This is a genomic window from Salegentibacter maritimus, from assembly GCF_016236915.1.
Classification (GTDB): domain Bacteria; phylum Bacteroidota; class Bacteroidia; order Flavobacteriales; family Flavobacteriaceae; genus Salegentibacter; species Salegentibacter maritimus.
Genome location: NZ_JAEHOK010000011.1, coordinates 50410 through 69746, shown reverse-complemented (window position 1 = coordinate 69746; position 19337 = coordinate 50410). Strand labels below are relative to the sequence as shown.

At 36.9% G+C, this 19337-nt stretch carries 19 protein-coding genes and 1 other RNA gene; 10 read left to right on the top strand and 10 right to left on the bottom strand.

The features are described 5' to 3' along the window. Positions 1-14: 14 nt before the first annotated feature. From I6U49_RS09855 to I6U49_RS09840, 4 genes are read right to left on the bottom strand one after another with little or no spacing between them, the layout of a single operon-like run. Positions 15-1844 carry an ABC transporter ATP-binding protein gene (locus tag I6U49_RS09855; protein ID WP_198628544.1) on the bottom strand — a complete coding sequence of 610 codons (1830 nt, stop codon included), beginning with the start codon at positions 1842-1844 and terminating at the stop codon, positions 15-17. Positions 1845-1856: 12 nt separating this feature from the next. Continuing rightward, positions 1857-3587: a phospho-sugar mutase gene (locus I6U49_RS09850; protein ID WP_198628543.1), complete on the bottom strand. Its 1731-nt coding sequence runs from the start codon at positions 3585-3587 to the stop codon at positions 1857-1859. Positions 3588-3635: 48 nt separating this feature from the next. Next, positions 3636-4595, bottom strand: a complete 960-nt coding sequence (locus I6U49_RS09845) for a glycosyltransferase family 2 protein (RefSeq protein ID WP_198628542.1) — start codon at positions 4593-4595, stop codon at positions 3636-3638. A gap of 4 nt (positions 4596-4599) precedes the next feature. Next, positions 4600-5130, bottom strand: a complete 531-nt coding sequence (locus I6U49_RS09840) for a DUF4199 domain-containing protein (protein WP_198628541.1) — start codon at positions 5128-5130, stop codon at positions 4600-4602. A 150-nt stretch (positions 5131-5280) separates the two neighbouring features. Here I6U49_RS09840 and I6U49_RS09835 point away from each other — a divergent pair, with 150 nt between their 5' ends. Continuing rightward, the gene (locus tag I6U49_RS09835; RefSeq protein WP_079722006.1) at positions 5281-5532 is read left to right on the top strand and encodes a type B 50S ribosomal protein L31; all 252 of its coding nucleotides are present in this window, start codon (positions 5281-5283) and stop codon (positions 5530-5532) included. Positions 5533-5692: 160 nt separating this feature from the next. After that, positions 5693-6865 carry a GlmU family protein gene (locus I6U49_RS09830; protein WP_198628540.1) on the top strand — a complete coding sequence of 391 codons (1173 nt, stop codon included), beginning with the start codon at positions 5693-5695 and terminating at the stop codon, positions 6863-6865. A gap of 204 nt (positions 6866-7069) precedes the next feature. Here the strand turns inward: I6U49_RS09830 and I6U49_RS09825 are convergent, their stop codons facing one another. Continuing rightward, positions 7070-8764 carry a M23 family metallopeptidase gene (locus I6U49_RS09825; protein WP_198628539.1) on the bottom strand — a complete coding sequence of 565 codons (1695 nt, stop codon included), beginning with the start codon at positions 8762-8764 and terminating at the stop codon, positions 7070-7072. 185 nt (positions 8765-8949) lie between these two features. Between I6U49_RS09825 and I6U49_RS09820 the strand changes: the two genes are divergently transcribed. The 4 genes from I6U49_RS09820 (at position 8950) to rny (ending at position 11321) form a co-directional block, all read left to right on the top strand. Further along, complete coding sequence (locus I6U49_RS09820) at positions 8950-9240, top strand: DUF4164 family protein (protein ID WP_193710826.1); 291 nt, start codon at positions 8950-8952, stop codon at positions 9238-9240. Positions 9241-9245: 5 nt separating this feature from the next. Continuing rightward, positions 9246-9536, top strand: coding sequence for a cell division protein ZapA (locus I6U49_RS09815; protein ID WP_198628538.1), 291 nt, complete (start codon positions 9246-9248; stop codon positions 9534-9536). A gap of 51 nt (positions 9537-9587) precedes the next feature. Continuing rightward, positions 9588-9708: non-coding RNA, 6S RNA (gene ssrS, locus I6U49_RS09810), on the top strand. Between the two features lie 50 nt (positions 9709-9758). Continuing rightward, positions 9759-11321: a ribonuclease Y gene (gene rny, locus I6U49_RS09805; RefSeq protein WP_193710828.1), complete on the top strand. Its 1563-nt coding sequence runs from the start codon at positions 9759-9761 to the stop codon at positions 11319-11321. Between the two features lie 125 nt (positions 11322-11446). On the opposite strand, the gene I6U49_RS09800 is transcribed toward rny, so the two are convergent. Further along, positions 11447-12409, bottom strand: coding sequence for an aldo/keto reductase (locus I6U49_RS09800; RefSeq protein ID WP_198628537.1), 963 nt, complete (start codon positions 12407-12409; stop codon positions 11447-11449). Between the two features lie 208 nt (positions 12410-12617). Beyond that, entirely contained in the window at positions 12618-13514 is an 897-nt protein-coding gene (xerD, locus tag I6U49_RS09795; protein ID WP_193710830.1) for a site-specific tyrosine recombinase XerD, read from the bottom strand. A gap of 116 nt (positions 13515-13630) precedes the next feature. On the opposite strand from xerD, the gene I6U49_RS09790 reads away from it, so the two are divergent. From I6U49_RS09790 to I6U49_RS09775, 4 genes are all read left to right on the top strand, one after another. Continuing rightward, a complete protein-coding gene (locus I6U49_RS09790) occupies positions 13631-14230 on the top strand; it encodes a porin family protein (RefSeq protein WP_193710831.1) in 600 nt (199 codons plus the stop codon). A gap of 145 nt (positions 14231-14375) precedes the next feature. After that, entirely contained in the window at positions 14376-14870 is a 495-nt protein-coding gene (locus I6U49_RS09785) for a hypothetical protein (protein WP_198628536.1), read from the top strand. 137 nt (positions 14871-15007) lie between these two features. Continuing rightward, positions 15008-15430 carry a type II 3-dehydroquinate dehydratase gene (aroQ, locus tag I6U49_RS09780; RefSeq protein WP_198628535.1) on the top strand — a complete coding sequence of 141 codons (423 nt, stop codon included), beginning with the start codon at positions 15008-15010 and terminating at the stop codon, positions 15428-15430. After that, the gene (locus I6U49_RS09775) at positions 15430-16155 is read left to right on the top strand and encodes a Dph6-related ATP pyrophosphatase (RefSeq protein WP_198628534.1); all 726 of its coding nucleotides are present in this window, start codon (positions 15430-15432) and stop codon (positions 16153-16155) included. Before aroQ ends, I6U49_RS09775 begins: the two co-directional genes overlap by 1 nt. Positions 16156-16514: 359 nt before the next feature. Here I6U49_RS09775 and lpdA read toward each other — a convergent pair whose 3' ends face one another. From lpdA to msrB, 3 genes are all read right to left on the bottom strand, one after another. Then, positions 16515-17906, bottom strand: coding sequence for a dihydrolipoyl dehydrogenase (gene lpdA, locus I6U49_RS09770; protein ID WP_193710835.1), 1392 nt, complete (start codon positions 17904-17906; stop codon positions 16515-16517). Positions 17907-18324: 418 nt separating this feature from the next. After that, positions 18325-18888, bottom strand: coding sequence for a hypothetical protein (locus tag I6U49_RS09765; protein WP_198628533.1), 564 nt, complete (start codon positions 18886-18888; stop codon positions 18325-18327). Between the two features lie 16 nt (positions 18889-18904). Further along, on the bottom strand, positions 18905-19297 hold the full coding sequence (gene msrB / locus I6U49_RS09760) for a peptide-methionine (R)-S-oxide reductase MsrB (protein ID WP_198628532.1): 393 nt from the start codon (positions 19295-19297) through the stop codon (positions 18905-18907). Between the last annotated feature and the right edge of the window lie 40 nt (positions 19298-19337).

The window sequence follows — 19337 nt, the reverse complement described above, 5'->3', positions numbered from 1 at the left end:
TTTTTAGAGGTAGTTTACTCGAAAGATTGCATCTCCACTAATTTTTGATAAGTTCCTTTTTGGGCAAGTAATTCGAGATGCTTTCCCTGTTCTACAATTTCTCCACGATGTAGCACTATAATTTTATCGGCGTTTTGAATGGTGGAAAGCCTATGGGCAATAACGATAGAGGTTCTGTTTTTCATCATATTCTCCAGAGCTTTTTGTACAAGTTTTTCGCTTTGGGTATCCAGGGCAGAAGTAGCTTCGTCCAGGATCATGATTGGCGGGTTTTTAAGTACGGCACGGGCAATGGAGAGTCGTTGTTTTTGCCCGCCACTTAGTTTATTTCCGCTGTCACCAATGTTTGTGTTTAATCCTTGAGGCAGCTCTTTTACAAACTCCCAGGCATTGGCTATTTTTAAAGCCTCAATAATTTCATCTTCGGTAGCCTGGTCTTTCCCCAGGGCAATGTTGTTTTTTACCGTATCATTAAATAGAATAGAATCCTGGGTAACCAATCCCATTAAATCTCTGAGTGATTTTTTAGTGATACTTTTTATATTATGCCCATCCAGCATTATTTCGCCTTCATTTACATCGTAAAATCTTGTTATTAGATTGGCAATGGTAGATTTTCCGCTCCCAGACTGGCCAACAAGCGCCACCATTTGCCCTTTTTCAACTTGCATAGAGAAATTCTTTAATACATTCTCTTTCTCATACCTAAAGTTGATGTTTTCTACTTCAATAGTATTATCAAAGCTTTCTTTTTTTAAGGCATTTTTATCGTCTTGTATCGTTGATTCTGTCTCTAAAATTTCCAGGATTCGCTCTGCACTGGCATTTCCTTTCTGGATAGAGTAAGTTGCTTTAGAGATCGCTTTTGCCGGGGTTAAAATATTATAGGTTAAGACAAGAAAGCCAATAAAAGTTTCAGGCTCCAATGTGTTGTCGAACAATACCATTCTTCCTCCAAACCAAAGAACGATAGTGATAACTACCACTCCCAAAAACTCACTCATTGGAGAAGCCAGGTTTTGCCTATGTAAAAGTGTATTTAAGATTCGATTTAAACGACCTGTACTGCTATAGAACTTTTCCTTAAATTTATTTTCAGCATTAAAGCCTTTAATAATCTTTAAGCTTGAAAGTGATTCTTCAACTATGGTGAGAAAATTTGCATTTTCCTGCTGCGCCTGGGTAGATTTCGATTTTAATTTTTTTCCAATAGAAGAAATTAGTAGTCCAGAGATTGGTAGAAATACCAGCACAAAAAGCGTGAGTTTAGGACTTAATGCAATCATTGCCACTAATGTGAAGATAAGTGTAAGCGGTTCTTTTACAAAAAGCTCTAACATACTTAAAAATGACGTTTGAATTTCCTGAACATCACTGGTAATCCTGGAAATAAAATCTCCTTTGCGCTTTTCAGAGAAATACGAAACCGGTAATTCTACAATTTTATCATAGATGCGGTTTCTTATGTCTTTAAGCATTCCGTTTCTAAGATTAGCAATAAAATATAGCGCCAGGTAATTGAAGAGGTTTTTGAGAAAAAATAGTACAATAACGGTGATACAAATACTTACAAGTGCTGCAAGTTGACCATATTCCTCAACCTGTTGATTTAGGAAATAGTTGGAGTAATCGTTGGCAAAATCTTTTAAACTTGCAAAGCTTCGGTCCCATACCGGTTTTACGTATACGGGCTTCTCCTGGCCAAACAAAACCCTAAGCATTGGAATAAAAGAGATAAACGCCAGGGTGCTAAATAGCGCGTAAAAAATATTACTAATAATATTGAGTATTGCAAAACTTTTATAGGGTTTTGCAAACCTGAGGATCTTTCTTAAATACGTCATAGATACGAGCAACTAGCCCAGTTGTAGTTCGTTTTTAATTCGCTGAATTTTATCGGCAAGTTTTGCATTTTCTGTTTCAAAATCTTCAACTTTTTCCAGTTGCGAATTTACGCTGAAATAAAATTTGATTTTTGGCTCGGTACCACTGGGCCTGGCAGCGATCTTTGTTCCGTTTTCGGTATAGTAGATAAGCACATTAGATTTTGGTATTGTTAATTTTTGCTCGCCGCGTTCCTGAAGATTTGTGGCAATAGAAGTATGGTAATCTTCAATAAGTACTACTTTTTCGCCGTCTATCTTTGTCCAGGGCTTTTCCCTTAAATCTATGAGCATTTGTTTTATTTCTGCCTCGCCTTCAATACCTTTTTTCACTAAAGAAGTAAGCTCTTCACGGTAAAGGCCAAATTCTGTGTAAAGTTGCAATAATTGCTGGTAAAAAGAAGTTCCCTTTGCTTTCATTTGTGCCGCAATTTCGCAGGCAAGTAGGGTAGCGGTTGCCGCATCTTTATCGCGTACAAAATCGCCTACCATATATCCAAAACTTTCTTCACCACCGCCCACAAAATCAAGTTCTGGATGATCTTTTATCAATTTAGCAATCCATTTAAACCCAGTTAAAACTTCGTGATATTGTGCGCCATAGGCTTCCACAATATTTTTAAGCATAGGAGTAGAAACAATAGTGGAGGCTACAAAAGAATTTTCAGAAAGCTTGTTTTGTTCTTTATGCTTCTCAAGTAAAAACCAGGTCATTATTAGCATGGTTTGGTTTCCGTTAAGAAGAATCATTTTTCCATTTAAATCACGTACAGCCACACCCAGTCGATCTCCATCGGGATCTGTACCAATTACAATGTCAGCATTTTTTTCTTCAGCCAGTTCTAATGCCATTTGCAAGGCTTCCGGTTCTTCAGGGTTTGGCGATTTTACTGTAGGGAAATTGCCGTTAGGTTCTTTTTGGTCTTCCACCAGGAAAACATTTTTATAACCTGCCTTTTCTAAAATTTGCGGATTGGTTTTGCAAGCCGTTCCGTGTAGAGAGGTAAAAACTATTTTTAGGTCGTCTTTTGCCGCAGGTGTGGTGTCGAAACTGCCATTTTGTACCGAAGCTTGCTGGAATGCCTTATCTACATCGCTATCAATTTTATTTATAAAGTCTGGTTTGGCTTCAAAATTAACCTGGTTGTAGTCTAACTTATTAATTACATCTATAAGTTTTGCATCTTGGGGAGGTACCAATTGGCCACCATCCTGCCAATACACTTTATAGCCGTTATATTCAGGCGGGTTATGGCTGGCGGTTAGCACGATCCCTGCGTGACAATCTAGATACTTAACAGCAAAAGAAAGCTCGGGGGTTGGCCTTAATTCTGAAAACAGATAAACTTCAATTTCATTTGCCGAAAATACTTCAGCCACCATCTGTGCCAACTCTTTTGAGTTGTTCCTGCAATCGTAGGCAATAACTACTTTTAATTTTTCTCCGGGAAATTCGGTTTTTAATAAATTTGAGAGTCCCTGGGTATTTTTTCCAAGGGTATATTTATTGATTCTGTTAGTGCCCACGCCCATAATTCCGCGCATACCTCCAGTACCAAAAGCGGCATTTTTATAAAAAGAATCCTCTAGTTCGGTGGGGTTGTTATCTATAAGATTTTTGATCTCTTTTTGGGTATCTTCATCAAATATATCGGTAAGCCAGGCTTGAGCCTTAGCTAGGATTTCTGGTTTATTTTGAGCCATAATTATCTGTTTAGGAAAACAAAAATAAGGATTAATGCCTTAATGGCATTATAAATTAGAGGTGGTTTTATTGATTAAATAGCGTTCTTTCTCTCGTTTGGAGCGTAAAATGAGTTCGCCCAGGAAACCGGCAAGAAAGAGCTGAGAACCAATTATCATTACTGCCAGGGCTATATAAAACCAGGGGTTAGAGGTTACTAAAACATTGGGAACCCCATGGTATAGTTTGTAGAGTTTAGATATACCAATCCATCCGGCAGAGAAAAAACCAAATATAAACATAAGTACCCCTAAAGCACCAAATAGGTGCATAGGCCTTCTACCAAATTTAGAAAGAAACCAAATGCTGATGAGGTCTAAGAAGCCGTTAATAAAACGTTCTGCACCAAATTTTGTTTTACCAAATTTTCGGGCCTGGTGCTGTACTTCTTTTTCAGTGATTTTTGAATAGCCTGCATTTTTTGCTAAAACCGGGATATAGCGATGCATTTCACCGTAAACATCAATGTTTTTGATTACTTCTTTTCGGTAAGCTTTAAGTCCGCAATTAAAATCATGCAGTTTTACTCCCGAAGTTTTTCTGGCGGCGGCATTAAAAATTTTTGAAGGAATATTTTTTGAGATTACCGAATCGTAGCGTTTCTTTTTCCAGCCCGAAACAAGGTCGTAGCCTTGCTCTTTAATAAGTTGGTAAAGTTCGGGGATTTCCTCAGGATTGTCCTGCAAATCGGCATCCATGGTAATCACTACATCGCCTTGTGCCCTTAGAAAACCTGCGTGTAAGGCCTGTGATTTCCCGTAGTTTCGGTTAAATTTTATGCCTTTAACTGCATTATCGTTTTTAACAAGGGCCTCAATGGTTTTCCAGGAGCCATCGGTACTCCCATCGTCAATAAAAATAATCTCGTGTGAAAAGGAATTGGATCGCATTACTTTTGCGATCCAATTGTATAATTCAGTTAAAGATTGTTCTTCGTTTAAAAGAGGAATAACGACGGAAATTTGCATGTATCTATACGTCTTGTGGATTCTTATTTTTCATAATTAAACCGGCTATAAGTGCAATAATAAAACCAAAAAACAAGTTGCCAATAATTGCAAATGCGGCAATAATCCAGGGAGAAGAAAATTTGGCATTCATCTCCATAGCGTCGTTAATTTGGGATTCGCTCATATTAGGAAAATTTTCTGTCATTTGAGTTCGTTGTACCTCTGCCATTTGACTCATGTAATCTGGTTCAAGGATATTCATTAATATTAATTGCCAAACCACGCTTACTAAAGCACCAATTAGTGCAATGCCCAGGCCTAATTTAAAAGCCTCTTTTAAAGATAAATAATTGTTGTTTTGAGCCTTGTAAGCTTTTATTCCTAAAACGATAGCTGCAACTATAAGTATAAAACCAATTGTACCAAAAATCCAACTAGGATTTAAGTAGGCGTTGGTAACATACATTATAACACCAAGAACTACAGATAAGATACCAAGTAAAAGACCATAATTAAGAATTATACTTTTAGAATTTGCGTTAGAATTTTCCATAATTTTAAGATTGTTTAGTTACAACCGGTTAGTAAGCAAATATAATAAAACGTTACATTGCATAAGAATTAAAAATAATTTTGTCTAATACTTGTTTTTATAATTGAATTCCTTAAATTTGCACTTCGAAAAATTAAAAGAACTAAAGCGATGAAGCAGGGAATCCATCCGGAAAATTATAGATTAGTAGCATTTAAAGATATGTCTAACGAAGATGTATTCATTACTAAATCTACCGCAAACACTAAAGAAACTATTGAAGTAGACGGTACAGAATATCCACTTATTAAGTTGGAGATCTCAAGAACTTCTCATCCATATTACACCGGGCAAACCAAATTGGTAGATAGCGCCGGACGTATCGATAAGTTTAAAAACAAATACAAGAAATTTAAGAAATAAGTTTTTGTTATATATAATACTAAAAGTCGTCTTTTTAAGGCGACTTTTTTTTGCTTAAAACTTTTTAACCAGCCGTATTTGCAAATTTAGGAACATTTTAAAAAGCGAAACTTTTCAGTTTTAATTTTACTTGTAACTTTGAGTTCTAAAATTTGTGCGGATGAATTATATATTATTTGACGGTTCTGCCAGGAACCGATTACTCCCTTTTACCTTTACACGGCCAGTTGCCGATATTAGGGTGGGAATTCTTACCATTAGAGAAAAATGGGAATTACTTTTAAAAACTACCACTTCTACAATTACCGAAGATTACTTGGCCGAAAAGTGGCCTATGGTAGAGTTGCAGGAAAATGTAATGATTAATGCTTCGTTTTTGCCTAATCCCGAATTTTTAGAGCAGGTAAAAACCCTGAAGCCCAATCAGGCTATTTTTTATAAGGAAGATATTGTTGCTTTTCATGCTTACGAAGACCAGGAGGTTGATTTAGATGCTTATGAGGCACTGGAATTGGCAGGAGCTGTAATTCAAATAGACAATAAATGGGATATCTTTTTAAAAAATGGAGCGGCCATAGAAGCGGACTTTGAGTTTGTAACACAGGGCAGGAGTTCACAACCTATTCCAGACTCTAATTTTGTGAAAAACCCGGAGCGTATTTTTCTGGAAGAAGGTGCAGAAGTGGAAAATTGTTCCCTAAATGCATCATCAGGGCCTATTTATATTGGTAAAAATGCAAAAGTGCTTGAAGGTAGCCTAATTAAAGGAGCGTTGGCAGTTTGCGAAGAAGCCCTGGTGAAAATGGGGGCTAAAATATATGGCCCTACTACTTTAGGTCCCGGTTGTAGGGGTGGGGGTGAGATGAACAATGTTGTGTTTTTTGCAAACTCTAATAAAAGCCACGATGGCTATTTGGGGAATTCAGTTTTAGGTGAATGGTGCAATCTTGGCGCCGATACCAATACCTCTAACTTAAAGAATAATTATGCCGAAGTGCGAACCTGGGACTACGAAACAGAAGGTTTTGCTAAAACTGGTTTACAGTTTTGCGGATTATTAATGGGAGATCATAGTAAGTGTGGTATAAACACCATGTTTAATACCGGAACCGTGGTTGGTGTAAGTGCCAATATTTTTGGTTCTGGGTTTCCAAGGAATTTTATACCTAGTTTTAGTTGGGGAGGTAGTGCTGGGTTTACTACTTATAAAACACAAAAAGCTTTTGAGGTTGTAGAAATTGTGATGAGGCGCCGAAACCTGGATTTTACAGCAGAGGATCAAAAGATTTTGGAACATGTTTTTGAGGAAACCGCTAAGTGGAGAAGAGCTTAGGTAGGTGCCTCAACCTTTTAAAACATCAATTTTGAAAGGCTTAAAATAGAGGCTATCTGAAATATCTTTAACGCGTCATCCTGAATTTATTTCAGGATCTAAGCTGTTTCAAGTGTTCATGCTAGAAGCTGAAACAAGTTCAGCTTGACGAAAATTTGATATTTCAGATAGCCTTTTCTTTCATTAAAAATCTATTTATCCCGGTTAAGAATTCTTTCTAAAAAACGTGGCTTCATAGGTGTTGCTATTTCCAACATTATCAGTGACAATAATTTTTAGCTGATTTTCTGTTTCAGTCACTACATCATCACTAAAGTCATGAGTTAATGTATTATTTTTATATTCATATTCCATCAATATAAATTTACCATTAACTGTAGCGCGATAACTTTTTATTCCCGATAAATCATCACTTATTCCAACTTGTAAAGTACTGTTGTTCGAGATCCATTGGCCGTCATTAAAATTTTTGGGCCATATTTTTGGAGGGGTAACATCTGAAGCTAGCGTATATTCCCCAAAGGTTCTTGTTCTGGTGGTGAAACGATTTGCTTTCTTGTAAGTTGAAGAGTAATTAAAACGGTCTCTGTAACCTAGCCTGGCAATAAATAGTTTTTCCTTTTCTTCTGCTGAATAGTTGCTCACATCAAATCCTATGCTGATGTTTTTGTGAAGCGGGGTGTGCTCGTTGTGAACTTTTACTTTGTCATCTTTAAATTCTATGTCCAGGAAAGTATCTGTGTAAAGGCTTCCTTTGGGAATGTAAATGTCCATTCCGTTGGCTTCGGTGGAAAACGGCTGATTTACTTGTGCAAAATAATCGGTTTTTTCTTCTTCTTTAGGAGGTAAGTCAGTTACGTGTGCTCCCTGAATAGGAATTCTTATTATTCTTTTATTTCCGGCGAAGTCGCTCACTTTAATTGTGTAATTGTAATTTAAGCTATCCTGAATGTGAAGCTCCCCTTTATTAACCACATTTGAATATAGGCTTAGTGGATTACTATCTTCAACAAAAAGCTTTTGTATGCGCTTTTTGGTTTTACTGTAATGCCCGTAATCAATAAGTTGATTTAAATGACGGGTTTCCGAAAAGGAAAATCGGTTAAAGGGTAGGTTGAGTATTTGGTCTCCATTTAACTCAGTTTCAATTTGATAGATTCCATTTTTGTTAGGTGCCCCATCTTGCTGATCTACAGTAGAAACACCAAAACCTATATTTCCGCAGGCATCTATTTCAGAAGCGATATAGCTACCGTCTTTTAAAGGAGTAAGGTTTATTTTCTGCATTTCACGAGAATTATTTATGTGAGCATCGGCATCTAAAGGATAGGCGTATACACCGTCTATAATGGGGGCGCGGCCATCAGATACAGATATTCCAAAGAGTTTTGGGTTCATAGGGCGTTGGTTGCCATCACGAATTTCAAAATGGAGGTGTGGGCCGCCACTACCGCCTGTATTACCACTGTAAGCTATAAGTTCATCAGCAGCTACAGGTAATTCACCTGCTTCGGGAAAAAGTTCTATTTCGTAAGATTCTTTGGCGTATTGTCGCTTTTTTACATATGCTTCAATTTCGGGAGAAAACTCTTTTAAATGGGCATAAACACTGGTATAGCCGTTAGGGTGCTGTATATAAAGAGCTTTTCCGTAGCCATAATGCTGAATATTAATTCGGCTTACATAACCTTTTGCTGAGGCTACTACTTTTAATCCCTGCCGCTGTTGGGTTTTAATATCCAGGCCACTATGAAAATGATTAGATCTTAATTCTCCAAAAGTCCCGGATAATACCAGGGGGACATCTAAAGGATTTTTAAAATAATCTTTTGGTACGTTTGACTGGGCAAGTAAAACTGCGCTAAAACAAAAAAGAAAAACGCTTAAAACAACTTTCATATAAAATTATTATTTGAGGTCTAAATGAACCGGTAAAGTTAATCAAACTTTAAGTGAAAATTAAATCCTTAGTGCTTAGAAACTTAGGATATGTCCTGCCAAATTTTAAAAATAGACGAAAAAACTATTGGCATATTAAAGTGCGAATGTTAACTTTGTGGGGATAAGCATTACATTTGGCTTTTATGAGTGAATTGACAGAAATCGTTGATAGCCTTGAAAATAGGATCAGTAAACTGCTTCATAAGTATGAAAATTTAAAGCAGGTTCATGGTGCTTTAGAGGCAGAAATGGCTTCTGTAAAAGAAGAAAACAACAGATTGGCTCATAAATTAGAAGGTTCTAATTTAGAAGTTCAAAACCTTAAAGCCGCCAATGCAATGCTTGGCAGTAGCGAATTTAAAACAGAAACTAAGCTTAAATTAAACAGCTTAATAAGAGAAATTGATCAATGTATTGTTCAATTATCTGAATAATAAATATGGCCGATAAATTAAAAATAAAACTTTCTATTGCAGATCGTGTATACCCTTTAACTATTAATCCCGAACAGGAAGAAGGTTTACGAAAAGCTGCTAAGAAAATTGAGGCTATGATTAAGCAGTTTGAGCAAAGTTATGCCGTAAGGGATAAGCAAGATGTATTGGCTATGTGCGCTTTACAATTTGCTGCCCAAACCGAGCAAAAGGATATAGATAGATCTAAAGACACACTTCAAGCAGAAGATAAACTCAAATCGCTTAATGATTTGTTGCAGAAGCATTTAGTGTGATAAACGTTCTTTAAATAAAGGTTACTGCCTGTATTAGTGATATTTTGATAAACTCAACAGAGATTCTTTAAAAAGGGTGAGTCTAAGTTGTAAAAGCGCGCCGCTCCCGATTTTTCGGGATGAGCGGATTCTTGATCAGCTTGTTAGCCCTAAACTTGTTTTTAAGGAGTTTAATACAAAAACCTATCTAATACAGGCTTTTTTTTTACTTAAATCTTAAATATGGAAATATTACTAAATATAGTTATTGGATTAGTTGGTGTAGCAATAGGTTTTGCAATCGCCAAACAGTTAGAGCGGAAAAGAGCTTCGCAAACCATTAAAAATGCCAAAAAGACGGCAGCAAACATTCTAAAAGAGGCGAAGTCTGAAGGAGAAAGTATCAAAAAAGATAAGATACTTCAGGCTAAAGAAAAGTTTATCGAGTTAAAGTCGGAACATGAAAAAGTAATCATGAGCCGTGACAAGAAGATGAATGATGCTGAAAAGCGTATTAGGGATAAAGAATCTCAGGTTTCCGGAGAACTTTCCAAAAACAAAAAACTGAATAAAGAGTTTGAGAATAAGCTACAGGATTACAATCACAAGCTGGAATATGTAGAGAAGAAACAGCAGGAAATCGATAAACTTCATAACAGCCAAATCCAGCAATTGGAAGTTATTTCTGGTCTTTCGGCCGAAGAAGCCAAAGCGCAACTTTCTGAAGCTTTAAAAGATAGTGCCCGTACAGATGCTATGGCGCTTATTCAGGACACGGTAGAAGAGGCAAAATTAACGGCGCAACAGGAGGCCAAAAAGATTATTATCAATACTATTCAACGAATTGGAACCGAGGAAGCTATAGAGAATTGTGTTTCGGTCTTCAATTTAGAAAGCGATGACGTAAAAGGTAGAATTATTGGTAGGGAAGGTAGAAATATTAGGGCTTTAGAAGCCGCTACCGGAGTAGAGATTATTGTAGATGATACACCAGAGGCTATTATTCTATCTTGTTTTGATTCGGTAAGGAGAGAGGTTGCCAGGTTATCTTTACACAAGCTGGTTACCGACGGTAGAATTCACCCGGCCAGAATTGAAGAAGTGGTTAAAAAGACGCGTAAACAAATAGATGAAGAGATTATAGATATAGGCAAACGAACGGTAATAGACCTGGGAATTCACGGATTAAACCCCGAATTGATCAAACTGGTTGGCCGAATGAAATATCGTTCTTCTTACGGGCAAAATTTATTACAACACTCTCGTGAGGTTGCAAAACTTTGTGGTGTAATGGCTTCAGAACTTGGAATTAATCCTAAGCTTGCTAAACGTGCCGGCTTACTGCATGATATTGGTAAAGTTCCTGAAACCGAAACAGAGGTGCCGCACGCAATCTTAGGGATGCAATGGGCCGAGAAACATGGAGAAAAACCGGAGGTTTGTAATGCTATTGGAGCGCACCACGACGAGATAGAGATGAACTCATTGTTATCTCCTATTGTTCAGGTTTGTGATGCAATTAGCGGTGCAAGACCGGGAGCCAGAAGACAGGTGCTTGATTCTTATATTCAACGCTTAAAGGATTTGGAAGAGATAGCTTTTGGATTTGGAGGTGTTAAGAAAGCTTATGCTATTCAGGCAGGTCGTGAACTTCGTGTAATTGTAGAAAGCGAAAAAGTAAGCGACGAAAAAGCCAATAATCTATCTTTTGAAATTTCGCAAAAAATTCAAACCGATATGACTTATCCGGGGCAGGTTAAAGTAACCGTAATAAGGGAAACCAGAGCGGTTAATATTGCGAAATAGGATTAAAGCTTATAGTTTTTAATTAAAAAAATGCCTTAGAATTTTTCTAAGGCATTTTTTTTGGCACAGCCAAAGGCTACAATACCCATAGGCTTGCGACTTAAGATAGTTTACTGTGAATCTTTTTAAGCTTTATAATCGTCGTCATCAAAGATGTTTTCATAAGAATTACCTTTGGTTACAAAAAACTCTCCGGTTACATACCTAAAATGGCTGTCTAATTTTGCGATCTCTTTAAAGTCGGATTCATCTAGATTTACCCCGGTGCTTTCAAGATTTTCTTTAATTCTATTTTCATTTGTAGACTTTGGGATTACTGCAGTCCCACGCATTTCACTCCATTTAATTAAAATCTGGCCGGCACTGGCGCCGTGTTTTTTAGCGATTCGGTTTATCACTGGGTTTTCTAATAATGACGGCTCATCTTTAGCTTTCATTCCATCTGGTCTATCTCCACTTCCAAGAGGGGAGTAAGCCGTAAGGTGTATATTATGACGGCTACAAAACTCCAGTAAATCGTTCTGTTGCAGGTAAGGGTGTAATTCTACCTGGTTCATTTCGGGGTTTTCAGACGTTTCTTCCAGTAGTTCTTCTAACTTCATACTGCTAAAATTAGATACTCCCACGTGCTTCACCAGCCCTTGCTTTTTAGCTTCCAACATCATATTCCAGGTTTCTATAATTGGAGCTTCTTCTAAAGATAAATAGTCTTCGTCTTTCTCAGGAAAATCCACATCAGGCTTAAAGGCGACCGGCCAATGAATAAGATATAGGTCTAAATAATCTAATTGCAGGTCTTTTAAAGTTTGTTTTAAAGCAGGGATTACATCTTCTTTTTTATGAGCATTATTCCATAATTTTGAAGTAATCCAAACTTCTTCCCGCTTTATTTTACCTCCATTGAAAACTTCCGAAAAAACTTCTCCAATAGCATCTTCATTTCCATAAGTGGCTGCACAATCTATATGTCTGTACCCATTATTTAATGCTATTTTTACGGCTTCTTTAACTTCATCTTTTCCAGATTTCCAGGTTCCTAAACCTATGGCTGGCATTTTATCGCCATTTTTAAATTCTAATGTTTTCATTATTTTAAATTTGATTGGAAATAATTTTTCTTCGATTTTATACTTGTAATCGAGATTTAATAGTTCAAGGCTCGCCTCTAAATAAAAACTTTTATTTTATGCTTTGTTGGCTTGCCAGGAATTTATCTATTATACGTTTGCCTGAAAATACTAATAAATAAAAGTAATAGGAAGTCCTGGAGTGGCTTTAACCCAAATTTAATAGCATTTAGCGCCTGGGGTGAAACTGTTCTACTACTTCTCGAAGATGTTTGCGATCTACGTGCATATAGACCTCGGTAGTAGTGATGCTTTCATGACCCAACATTTGCTGAATGGCCCTTAGGTTTGCGCCGTTTTCCAATAGGTGGGTAGCAAAAGAATGACGAAATGTATGCGGACTAATCTTCTTTTGAATACCTGCTTTTTTAGCCAGTTGTTTTATGATAGTAAAAATCATAGCCCTTGTAAGTTTCCCTCCCCGCCGGTTTAAAAATAAAATGTCTGAATCTTCTTTGTTTATTTTTTGATGAATTCTAACTTCATCCTTATAAATGTTAATAAACTTTTTAGTGTAGTCTGATGTAGGTACCAGGCGCTGTTTGTTACCTTTTCCGGTAATTTTAATAAAGCCCTCTTCAAAATAAAGATCAGAGATTTTTAAATTGGTTAGTTCGCTAACACGCAAGCCACAGCCGTATAAAGTCTCTAAGATAGCGCGGTTGCGTTCTCCTTCAGCTTTACTTAGATCTATATTTTCAATAAGTAAATCTATTTCATTAGTAGAAATAGTATCAGGTAGTTTTCGGCCTATTTTGGGCGACTCTATTAAGTCTAAAGGATTGTCTTTTCGGTAATCTTCAAAAATTAAATAGTTAAAAAAACCGCGTATGCCAGATATTATGCGTGATTGTGAGCGTGCATTGACTTTCTTTGCCGTATCATAAATAAACTCTTGCACGATTTCTGCCGAAATTTGGGTAGGAGAGACCTTTAGTTTTTTAACGTCTAAAAAGTTGATAAGTTTGACAATATCCATCCTGTAATTGGTGATTGAATTGTCTGAAAGTCCGCGTTCTATGCGTAAGTAGTTACAATAATCCCGTAGTGCTGAAGCCCATTTCATACGTTAAAGATATAAACAATTAGCCTGAATCTTAGTAATACTTTAGGTTTAGGTAACTTTTTTTTAAGAAGCCTGTTCCTACATTTGCCTCAGTAAAACAAATAAAAATAAAAGTCATGAAAAAGTCGATTTTAATTATCGCAATGGTATTGTTTGGAGCAACTACAGTGTCTGCTCAGGAATATTGGAATTTTGGTGTAAAAGGTGGTGTGAATTTCTCTACCGTAACAGGAGATTATTTTGATAGCCCAGATTCACGAACCGGGTTTAATATTGGTGTCTTAGCTGAAATACCACTAGCTGATCGTTTTTCTATTCAGCCAGAGGTATTATATTCAGCCCAGGGATTTACAGAAGCTAGTATAGATCAGGAGAATTTTGCTGATGTAGACGATAATGTAGAATATCAACTAGATTATGTTCAGGTTCCAGTTTTAGCTAAAATTTATCTTGTAGATGGACTGAGCTTGCAGGCAGGTCCGTCGTTTAACTTCCTGGTAAATGAAGAGTTAGACTTTCAACCGCTAGAAGATGGTGGGGATGTTAACCTTGAAAATGCTCAGGATTTTGAATTTGGAGGAGCCGCCGGATTGGAATATAAGTTTAACAATGGTTTCTTTGTTCAGGGACGTTACACTTATGGATTTACCGATGTTATTGAAGATACAGATATTAACAACTCAACTTTTCAAGCTGGGATAGGGTATACTTTCTAAGATAACATAATAACAACACCTATAAAAAAGCGGAGGTCTTGAACTTCCGCTTTTTTTTATACGTAAAAACCTGTAAATATTTGCTTTAGTGTGCTCTATTAGCTATTTGTGGTAACTTTAGATAAGTAACCCAAAATGTTTAATTATGAAGCGATTAGTACTTATTGTTTGTTTTGCATTAATTGGAACAACTTTTATGCAGGCTCAAAATGGTCTCCGTGTGGGAGCTAATATAGGTTTACCCGTAGGAGATATTGAAGAAATTAGTGATTTTGCAATCGCTGCAGATCTTGCTTATATGGTGGGTGTTGCCGATATGCTCTACATAGGACCTAAAATAGGATACACACGTTTTTTTATAGAAGATATAGATACTGAATTTGGAGATTTCGAAATTGACGATCCTTCTTTTCTACCTATAGCTGCTACCGGTCGAGTTTCATTGGCAAAGGGCTTTTTCTTTGGTGCAGATCTTGGTTATGCCGTTGGCTTAAACGACGGGAATGACGGAGGTTTTTACTATAGACCCCAGGTAGGGTACAACTTTGGCGTTATTGGTCTTGTTGGATCTTACACGGGTATTAGTGTAGATGGCGGCAGTTTTAATTCGGTAAATATAGGAGTTGAATTTGGTCTTTAAATACAATTAACCAACCAAAAATAACCCTTCAAAAAATGAAGTTTCCAATTTGGAATGTTTGTTTTTCTGAAGGGTTTGTTATGATTTAACTGGATCTTATTTTTACCTTTACCCTTATAACCAGTTAATCGGTAAAAATGAAGATAATGATTATTAACGGCCCCAACCTTAATTTATTGGGGACCCGGGAACCTGATACCTACGGTAACAAAAGCTTTGAAACTTACTTCTCTGAACTGCAGTTTAGATTCAAAAACACCGAGCTTTCTTATTTTCAAAGTAATATTGAAGGTGAAATTATTAGCGAAATCCATAAGGCAGATGAAGATTTTGACGGGATTGTTTTAAATGCAGCCGCATATACGCATACTTCAGTAGGAATTGCAGACGCTGTGAAAGGCATAAAAACCCCCGTGGTAGAAGTACATATTTCCAACACCCATTCCCGGGAAGAATTTCGGCATAAATCTTATATAGCACCTAATGCTAAAGGCGTCATACTTGGTTTTGGACTTTTAGGCTATGATTTGGCTATTCAGAGTTTTTTAAATGTAAATTAATGAAGAAGGCCTACCTAAACTGGAGTAGTGGTAAGGATGCCGCGTTAGCGCTATATAAACTGCAAGAGCAAAATGAGTATTCGATAGAAAAGTTGGTTACAACCGTAAATAGTGATGTTAATCGAATCTCTATGCACGGTGTTAGAATCGAAATGCTAAAAAAACAGGCTGAGAATATTGGTTTGCCGTTGCAGCAAATTAAATTAAATGGAGAAGTTTCCATGCAGGAATATACCAAGATTATGGAAACTGAAACTAATAGACTTCTGCAAGAAGGTTTTGTCTATAGTGTTTTTGGAGATATTCTGCTTGAAGATTTAAAGCGTTACCGCGAAAACCAACTGGAGAAAGTTGGCTTGAAGGCAATTTTTCCACTCTGGCAGGAAGATACCACTCAACTCTTAAAAGAGTTTATAGATAAAGGATTTAAGGCGATTGTGGTTTGTGTAAATACCGATAAACTCAATAAATCTTTCTGCGGAAGAGTCCTGGATGAGAGCTTTTTAAATGACTTACCTAAAGATGTAGATCCTTGCGGTGAAAATGGAGAGTTTCATACCTTTGTTTTTGATGGGCCTATCTTTAAAGAGCCAATTAGGTTTAAAATTGGGGAGCTGGTTGAAAAATCGTATAAACCTGCTAAAAACTCAAATGATAATTGCTTTACAGAGAACCAAAAATCATGGGATACCAGCTTTGTGTTTTGTGATTTATTGTTGGAATAAATTTTATTGGCACCGCCAAAGGGGTGTAATACCCTGAGGCTTACCTCGAAATTAAAAAATTGCTTTCAACGAATGCCTCGTGGGCTTGCCCCGAGGAAGTTTACTCAGAAAGAAGATTATTGCGAGTATACAGGTTATAGTAATAATTAGATTGCTATTTTTAGAAAAGGCTCTATTTGTCATCCTGAATTTATATCAGGATTTAATGTGTTGATATTTGTAGATAATAGAAGCTGAAACAAGTTCAGCTTGACGAAATAATAAATTTAACTAAAGGTTGTTAATTGCCAAACAAAAACCCCCGAAGCCTTAATGCTTCGGGGGTTTTTTATATAAAATTATTTTGTAAAATATGCTTTTTAAATATGAATTACTTCATCGTAAGCAGCGGCGACAGCTTCCATAACCGCTTCACTCATTGTTGGGTGAGGGTGAACTGCTTTTAATACTTCATGACCGGTAGTTTCCAGTTTACGACCAAGAACTGCTTCTGCAATCATATCGGTTACACCGGCACCAATCATATGGCATCCTAACCATTCGCCGTATTTGGCGTCGAATATCACTTTTACAAAACCATCAGACTTTCCTGCGGCTTTAGCTTTTCCTGAGGCAGAGAATGGGAATTTACCAACTTTAAGTTCGTAACCGGCTTCTTTAGCTTGCTTTTCGGTCATTCCAACCGATGCAATTTCAGGGGTTGCATAGGTACAACCAGGGATATTGCCATAATCAAGCGGCTCTACATCCATGCCTTTTATCTTTTCAACACAAAGAATTCCTTCAGCAGAAGCAACGTGTGCCAGGGCAGGGCCGTGAACAACATCACCAATTGCGTAAATTCCGTCTACATTGGTTTTATAGAAATCGTCTACAACAATTTTATCCTTTTCGGTCTTTATTTTAAGGTCTTCAAGGCCTATATTTTCAATATTGGTTTTAATACCAACAGCAGAAAGTACAATATCGGCTTCAAGGGTTTCTTCACCTTTTTTGGTTTTCACCTTTGCTTTTACTTTCTTACCAGAAGTGTCTACACTTTCTACCGAAGAACTGGTCATTACCTTAATTCCGGCTTTCTTAATGCTTCTTTCAAATTGTTTAGAAACCTCTTCGTCTTCTAAAGGCACTACATTTGGTAAAAATTCAACTACGGTAACCTCGGTTCCCATAGCATTATAGAAATGTGCAAACTCAACACCAATAGCGCCAGAACCAACAACTATCATAGATTTTGGTTGCTTTTCAAGGCTCATGGCTTCACGGTATCCAATTACTTTTTTACCATCTTGCTTAAGGTTTGGTAATTCGCGTGAACGGGCACCGGTAGCCACAATAATATTATCGGCCTGGTATTCTTTGGTTTTGTCATTTTTGTCGGTTACAACAACTTTTTTACCGGATTTTAATTTTCCGAATCCTTCAATTACGTCAATTTTATTTTTCTTCATTAAAAATTGAACACCTTTGCTCATCCCACCGGCCACATCGCGGCTACGCTTAATAACTTTAGAAAAATCCTTATCGGCTTTTTCAAGGCTTAAGCCGTAATCTTCGGCGTGTTTCAGGTAATCAAAAACCTCTGCACTTTTTAGAAGTGCTTTGGTAGGGATACATCCCCAGTTTAAACAAACACCCCCAAGGCTTTCTTTTTCCACAACTGCGGTTTTAAACCCTAATTGTGAAGCTCTAATTGCGGTTACGTAACCTCCGGGGCCACTACCTAAAACAATGATATCATATTTACTCATATTCGGAAATTTTTATTAGGCTTAATAAATCTTAGCTCGCTTAGCGAGTGAAGTTGCGAATTTAAGGAATAATCACTTAAACTGAAAAGTTTTAAAAGAGAGTATAAAGGGAAATAAAAAAGAGGCTACAGGAATAGCGTTTTTATATATTTTTATACTGAAGATTTCGCGTTTTTCCATATTTCTAAGCCAGCAATAAAATTTAGCTGATCAGTTGGGCTAGGGGAGGTGACAATAGTTTTTTATTGGCACGACCAAAGGCTGTAATACCCCTAGGTAGTTTACTCTTAATATCTAAATAAAAAAGCTGCCTGGAAAGTTTCTTAAGATCATCGCACTGAAATAAATTCGGCTTGATGAAAATAGAGCTTTTAGGCAGCTTTATTAAATTTTATAGGACCTGGGTTTTTACCCCGGTTTATTTAAGCGTACTTACTTTTTTTACATCGCTTTCTTTTAAATCAAGTGCATTCATAACGGCCTTATAATTTGCGACATCTACACCTGTAGTTTCAGCGAAAGTATCAGAAGGAAGAACTACTATTCGGAATGTTTGATTTTCGACAAAAAATGGATCTAAATTACTCAAATCGAAGTTACCATCAATTAGAACTTCCACATCTCCCGCAGTATGATTATAAACGTATTGTATAGTGCCTTCGTCAAGAAAAAAGTTCTGTGGAATTAAACTCCAAGTATCTAGATCATTTCCGTCGTTGTCTTGAAGCACTTCAAGTCGATAAACTAAAACTGCATCGGCTTGAGGGTTAGCTGTTTCCACTTCTTCTGGAATATTAATAAATTGAGAGTAAGTATTGCTATCGGAGAAATAATCAAAAGTTATAGTTTCCTCATAAGTATACCCTAATCCGTCAAGTCCATTAATACCATCTTCACCGGGAGGCCCTGGAGGTCCTTGATCTCCTTCACAGGCGGCGAATAAAAAAGTTGTCATAAATAAAATAGAAAATAATTTTTTCATAATACTAGGTGTTAGGTTATTTATTAAAATTAATACTGGCCGAGTTTACACAATAGCGTTGCCCGGTCTCTGTAGGTCCATCATCAAAAACGTGGCCAAGATGGCCTCCGCAATTAGCACATAGAATTTCGGTTCTTATCATACCAAAACTTTTATCCTGTACATATTCAATTTTTCCGTCTAGGGCTTTATCAAAACTTGGCCAGCCGCAACCGCTATCAAATTTAGCTTCACTATCAAAAAGTTTTTCACCGCAACCGGCGCAAAAATACTCTCCGTCTTCAAAATGCATATTGTATTTGCCGGTATGTGGGGCTTCAGTGCCTTTTTTTCTCAATACCCGAAATTGTTCTTCAGAAAGCTGTTCTTTCCATTCGGTTTCAGGTTTTTCTATGCTGTATTTTTTCATATTTAATTTTTTATTATTTCCGCAGCTTGTGTTAAATTAT

Bases quoted from the DNA above. Each gene is read 5' to 3' on its own strand.
- aroQ (WP_198628535.1), top strand. From the start codon at position 15,008: ATGAAGATAATGATTATTAACGGCCCCAACCTTAATTTATTGGGGACC.
- I6U49_RS09850 (WP_198628543.1), bottom strand. From the start codon at position 3,587: ATGGCTCAAAATAAACCAGAAATCCTAGCTAAGGCTCAAGCCTGGCTT.
- I6U49_RS09825 (WP_198628539.1), bottom strand. From the start codon at position 8,764: ATGAAAGTTGTTTTAAGCGTTTTTCTTTTTTGTTTTAGCGCAGTTTTA.
- I6U49_RS09830 (WP_198628540.1), top strand. From the start codon at position 5,693: ATGAATTATATATTATTTGACGGTTCTGCCAGGAACCGATTACTCCCT.
- I6U49_RS09845 (WP_198628542.1), bottom strand. From the start codon at position 4,595: ATGCAAATTTCCGTCGTTATTCCTCTTTTAAACGAAGAACAATCTTTA.
- I6U49_RS09800 (WP_198628537.1), bottom strand. From the start codon at position 12,409: ATGAAAACATTAGAATTTAAAAATGGCGATAAAATGCCAGCCATAGGT.
- xerD (WP_193710830.1), bottom strand. From the start codon at position 13,514: ATGAAATGGGCTTCAGCACTACGGGATTATTGTAACTACTTACGCATA.
- rny (WP_193710828.1), top strand. From the start codon at position 9,759: ATGGAAATATTACTAAATATAGTTATTGGATTAGTTGGTGTAGCAATA.
- I6U49_RS09835 (WP_079722006.1), top strand. From the start codon at position 5,281: ATGAAGCAGGGAATCCATCCGGAAAATTATAGATTAGTAGCATTTAAA.
- I6U49_RS09765 (WP_198628533.1), bottom strand. From the start codon at position 18,888: ATGAAAAAATTATTTTCTATTTTATTTATGACAACTTTTTTATTCGCC.
- I6U49_RS09840 (WP_198628541.1), bottom strand. From the start codon at position 5,130: ATGGAAAATTCTAACGCAAATTCTAAAAGTATAATTCTTAATTATGGT.
- lpdA (WP_193710835.1), bottom strand. From the start codon at position 17,906: ATGAGTAAATATGATATCATTGTTTTAGGTAGTGGCCCCGGAGGTTAC.
- I6U49_RS09820 (WP_193710826.1), top strand. From the start codon at position 8,950: ATGAGTGAATTGACAGAAATCGTTGATAGCCTTGAAAATAGGATCAGT.
- I6U49_RS09775 (WP_198628534.1), top strand. From the start codon at position 15,430: ATGAAGAAGGCCTACCTAAACTGGAGTAGTGGTAAGGATGCCGCGTTA.
- I6U49_RS09815 (WP_198628538.1), top strand. From the start codon at position 9,246: ATGGCCGATAAATTAAAAATAAAACTTTCTATTGCAGATCGTGTATAC.
- msrB (WP_198628532.1), bottom strand. From the start codon at position 19,297: ATGAAAAAATACAGCATAGAAAAACCTGAAACCGAATGGAAAGAACAG.
- I6U49_RS09790 (WP_193710831.1), top strand. From the start codon at position 13,631: ATGAAAAAGTCGATTTTAATTATCGCAATGGTATTGTTTGGAGCAACT.
- I6U49_RS09785 (WP_198628536.1), top strand. From the start codon at position 14,376: ATGAAGCGATTAGTACTTATTGTTTGTTTTGCATTAATTGGAACAACT.
- I6U49_RS09855 (WP_198628544.1), bottom strand. From the start codon at position 1,844: ATGACGTATTTAAGAAAGATCCTCAGGTTTGCAAAACCCTATAAAAGT.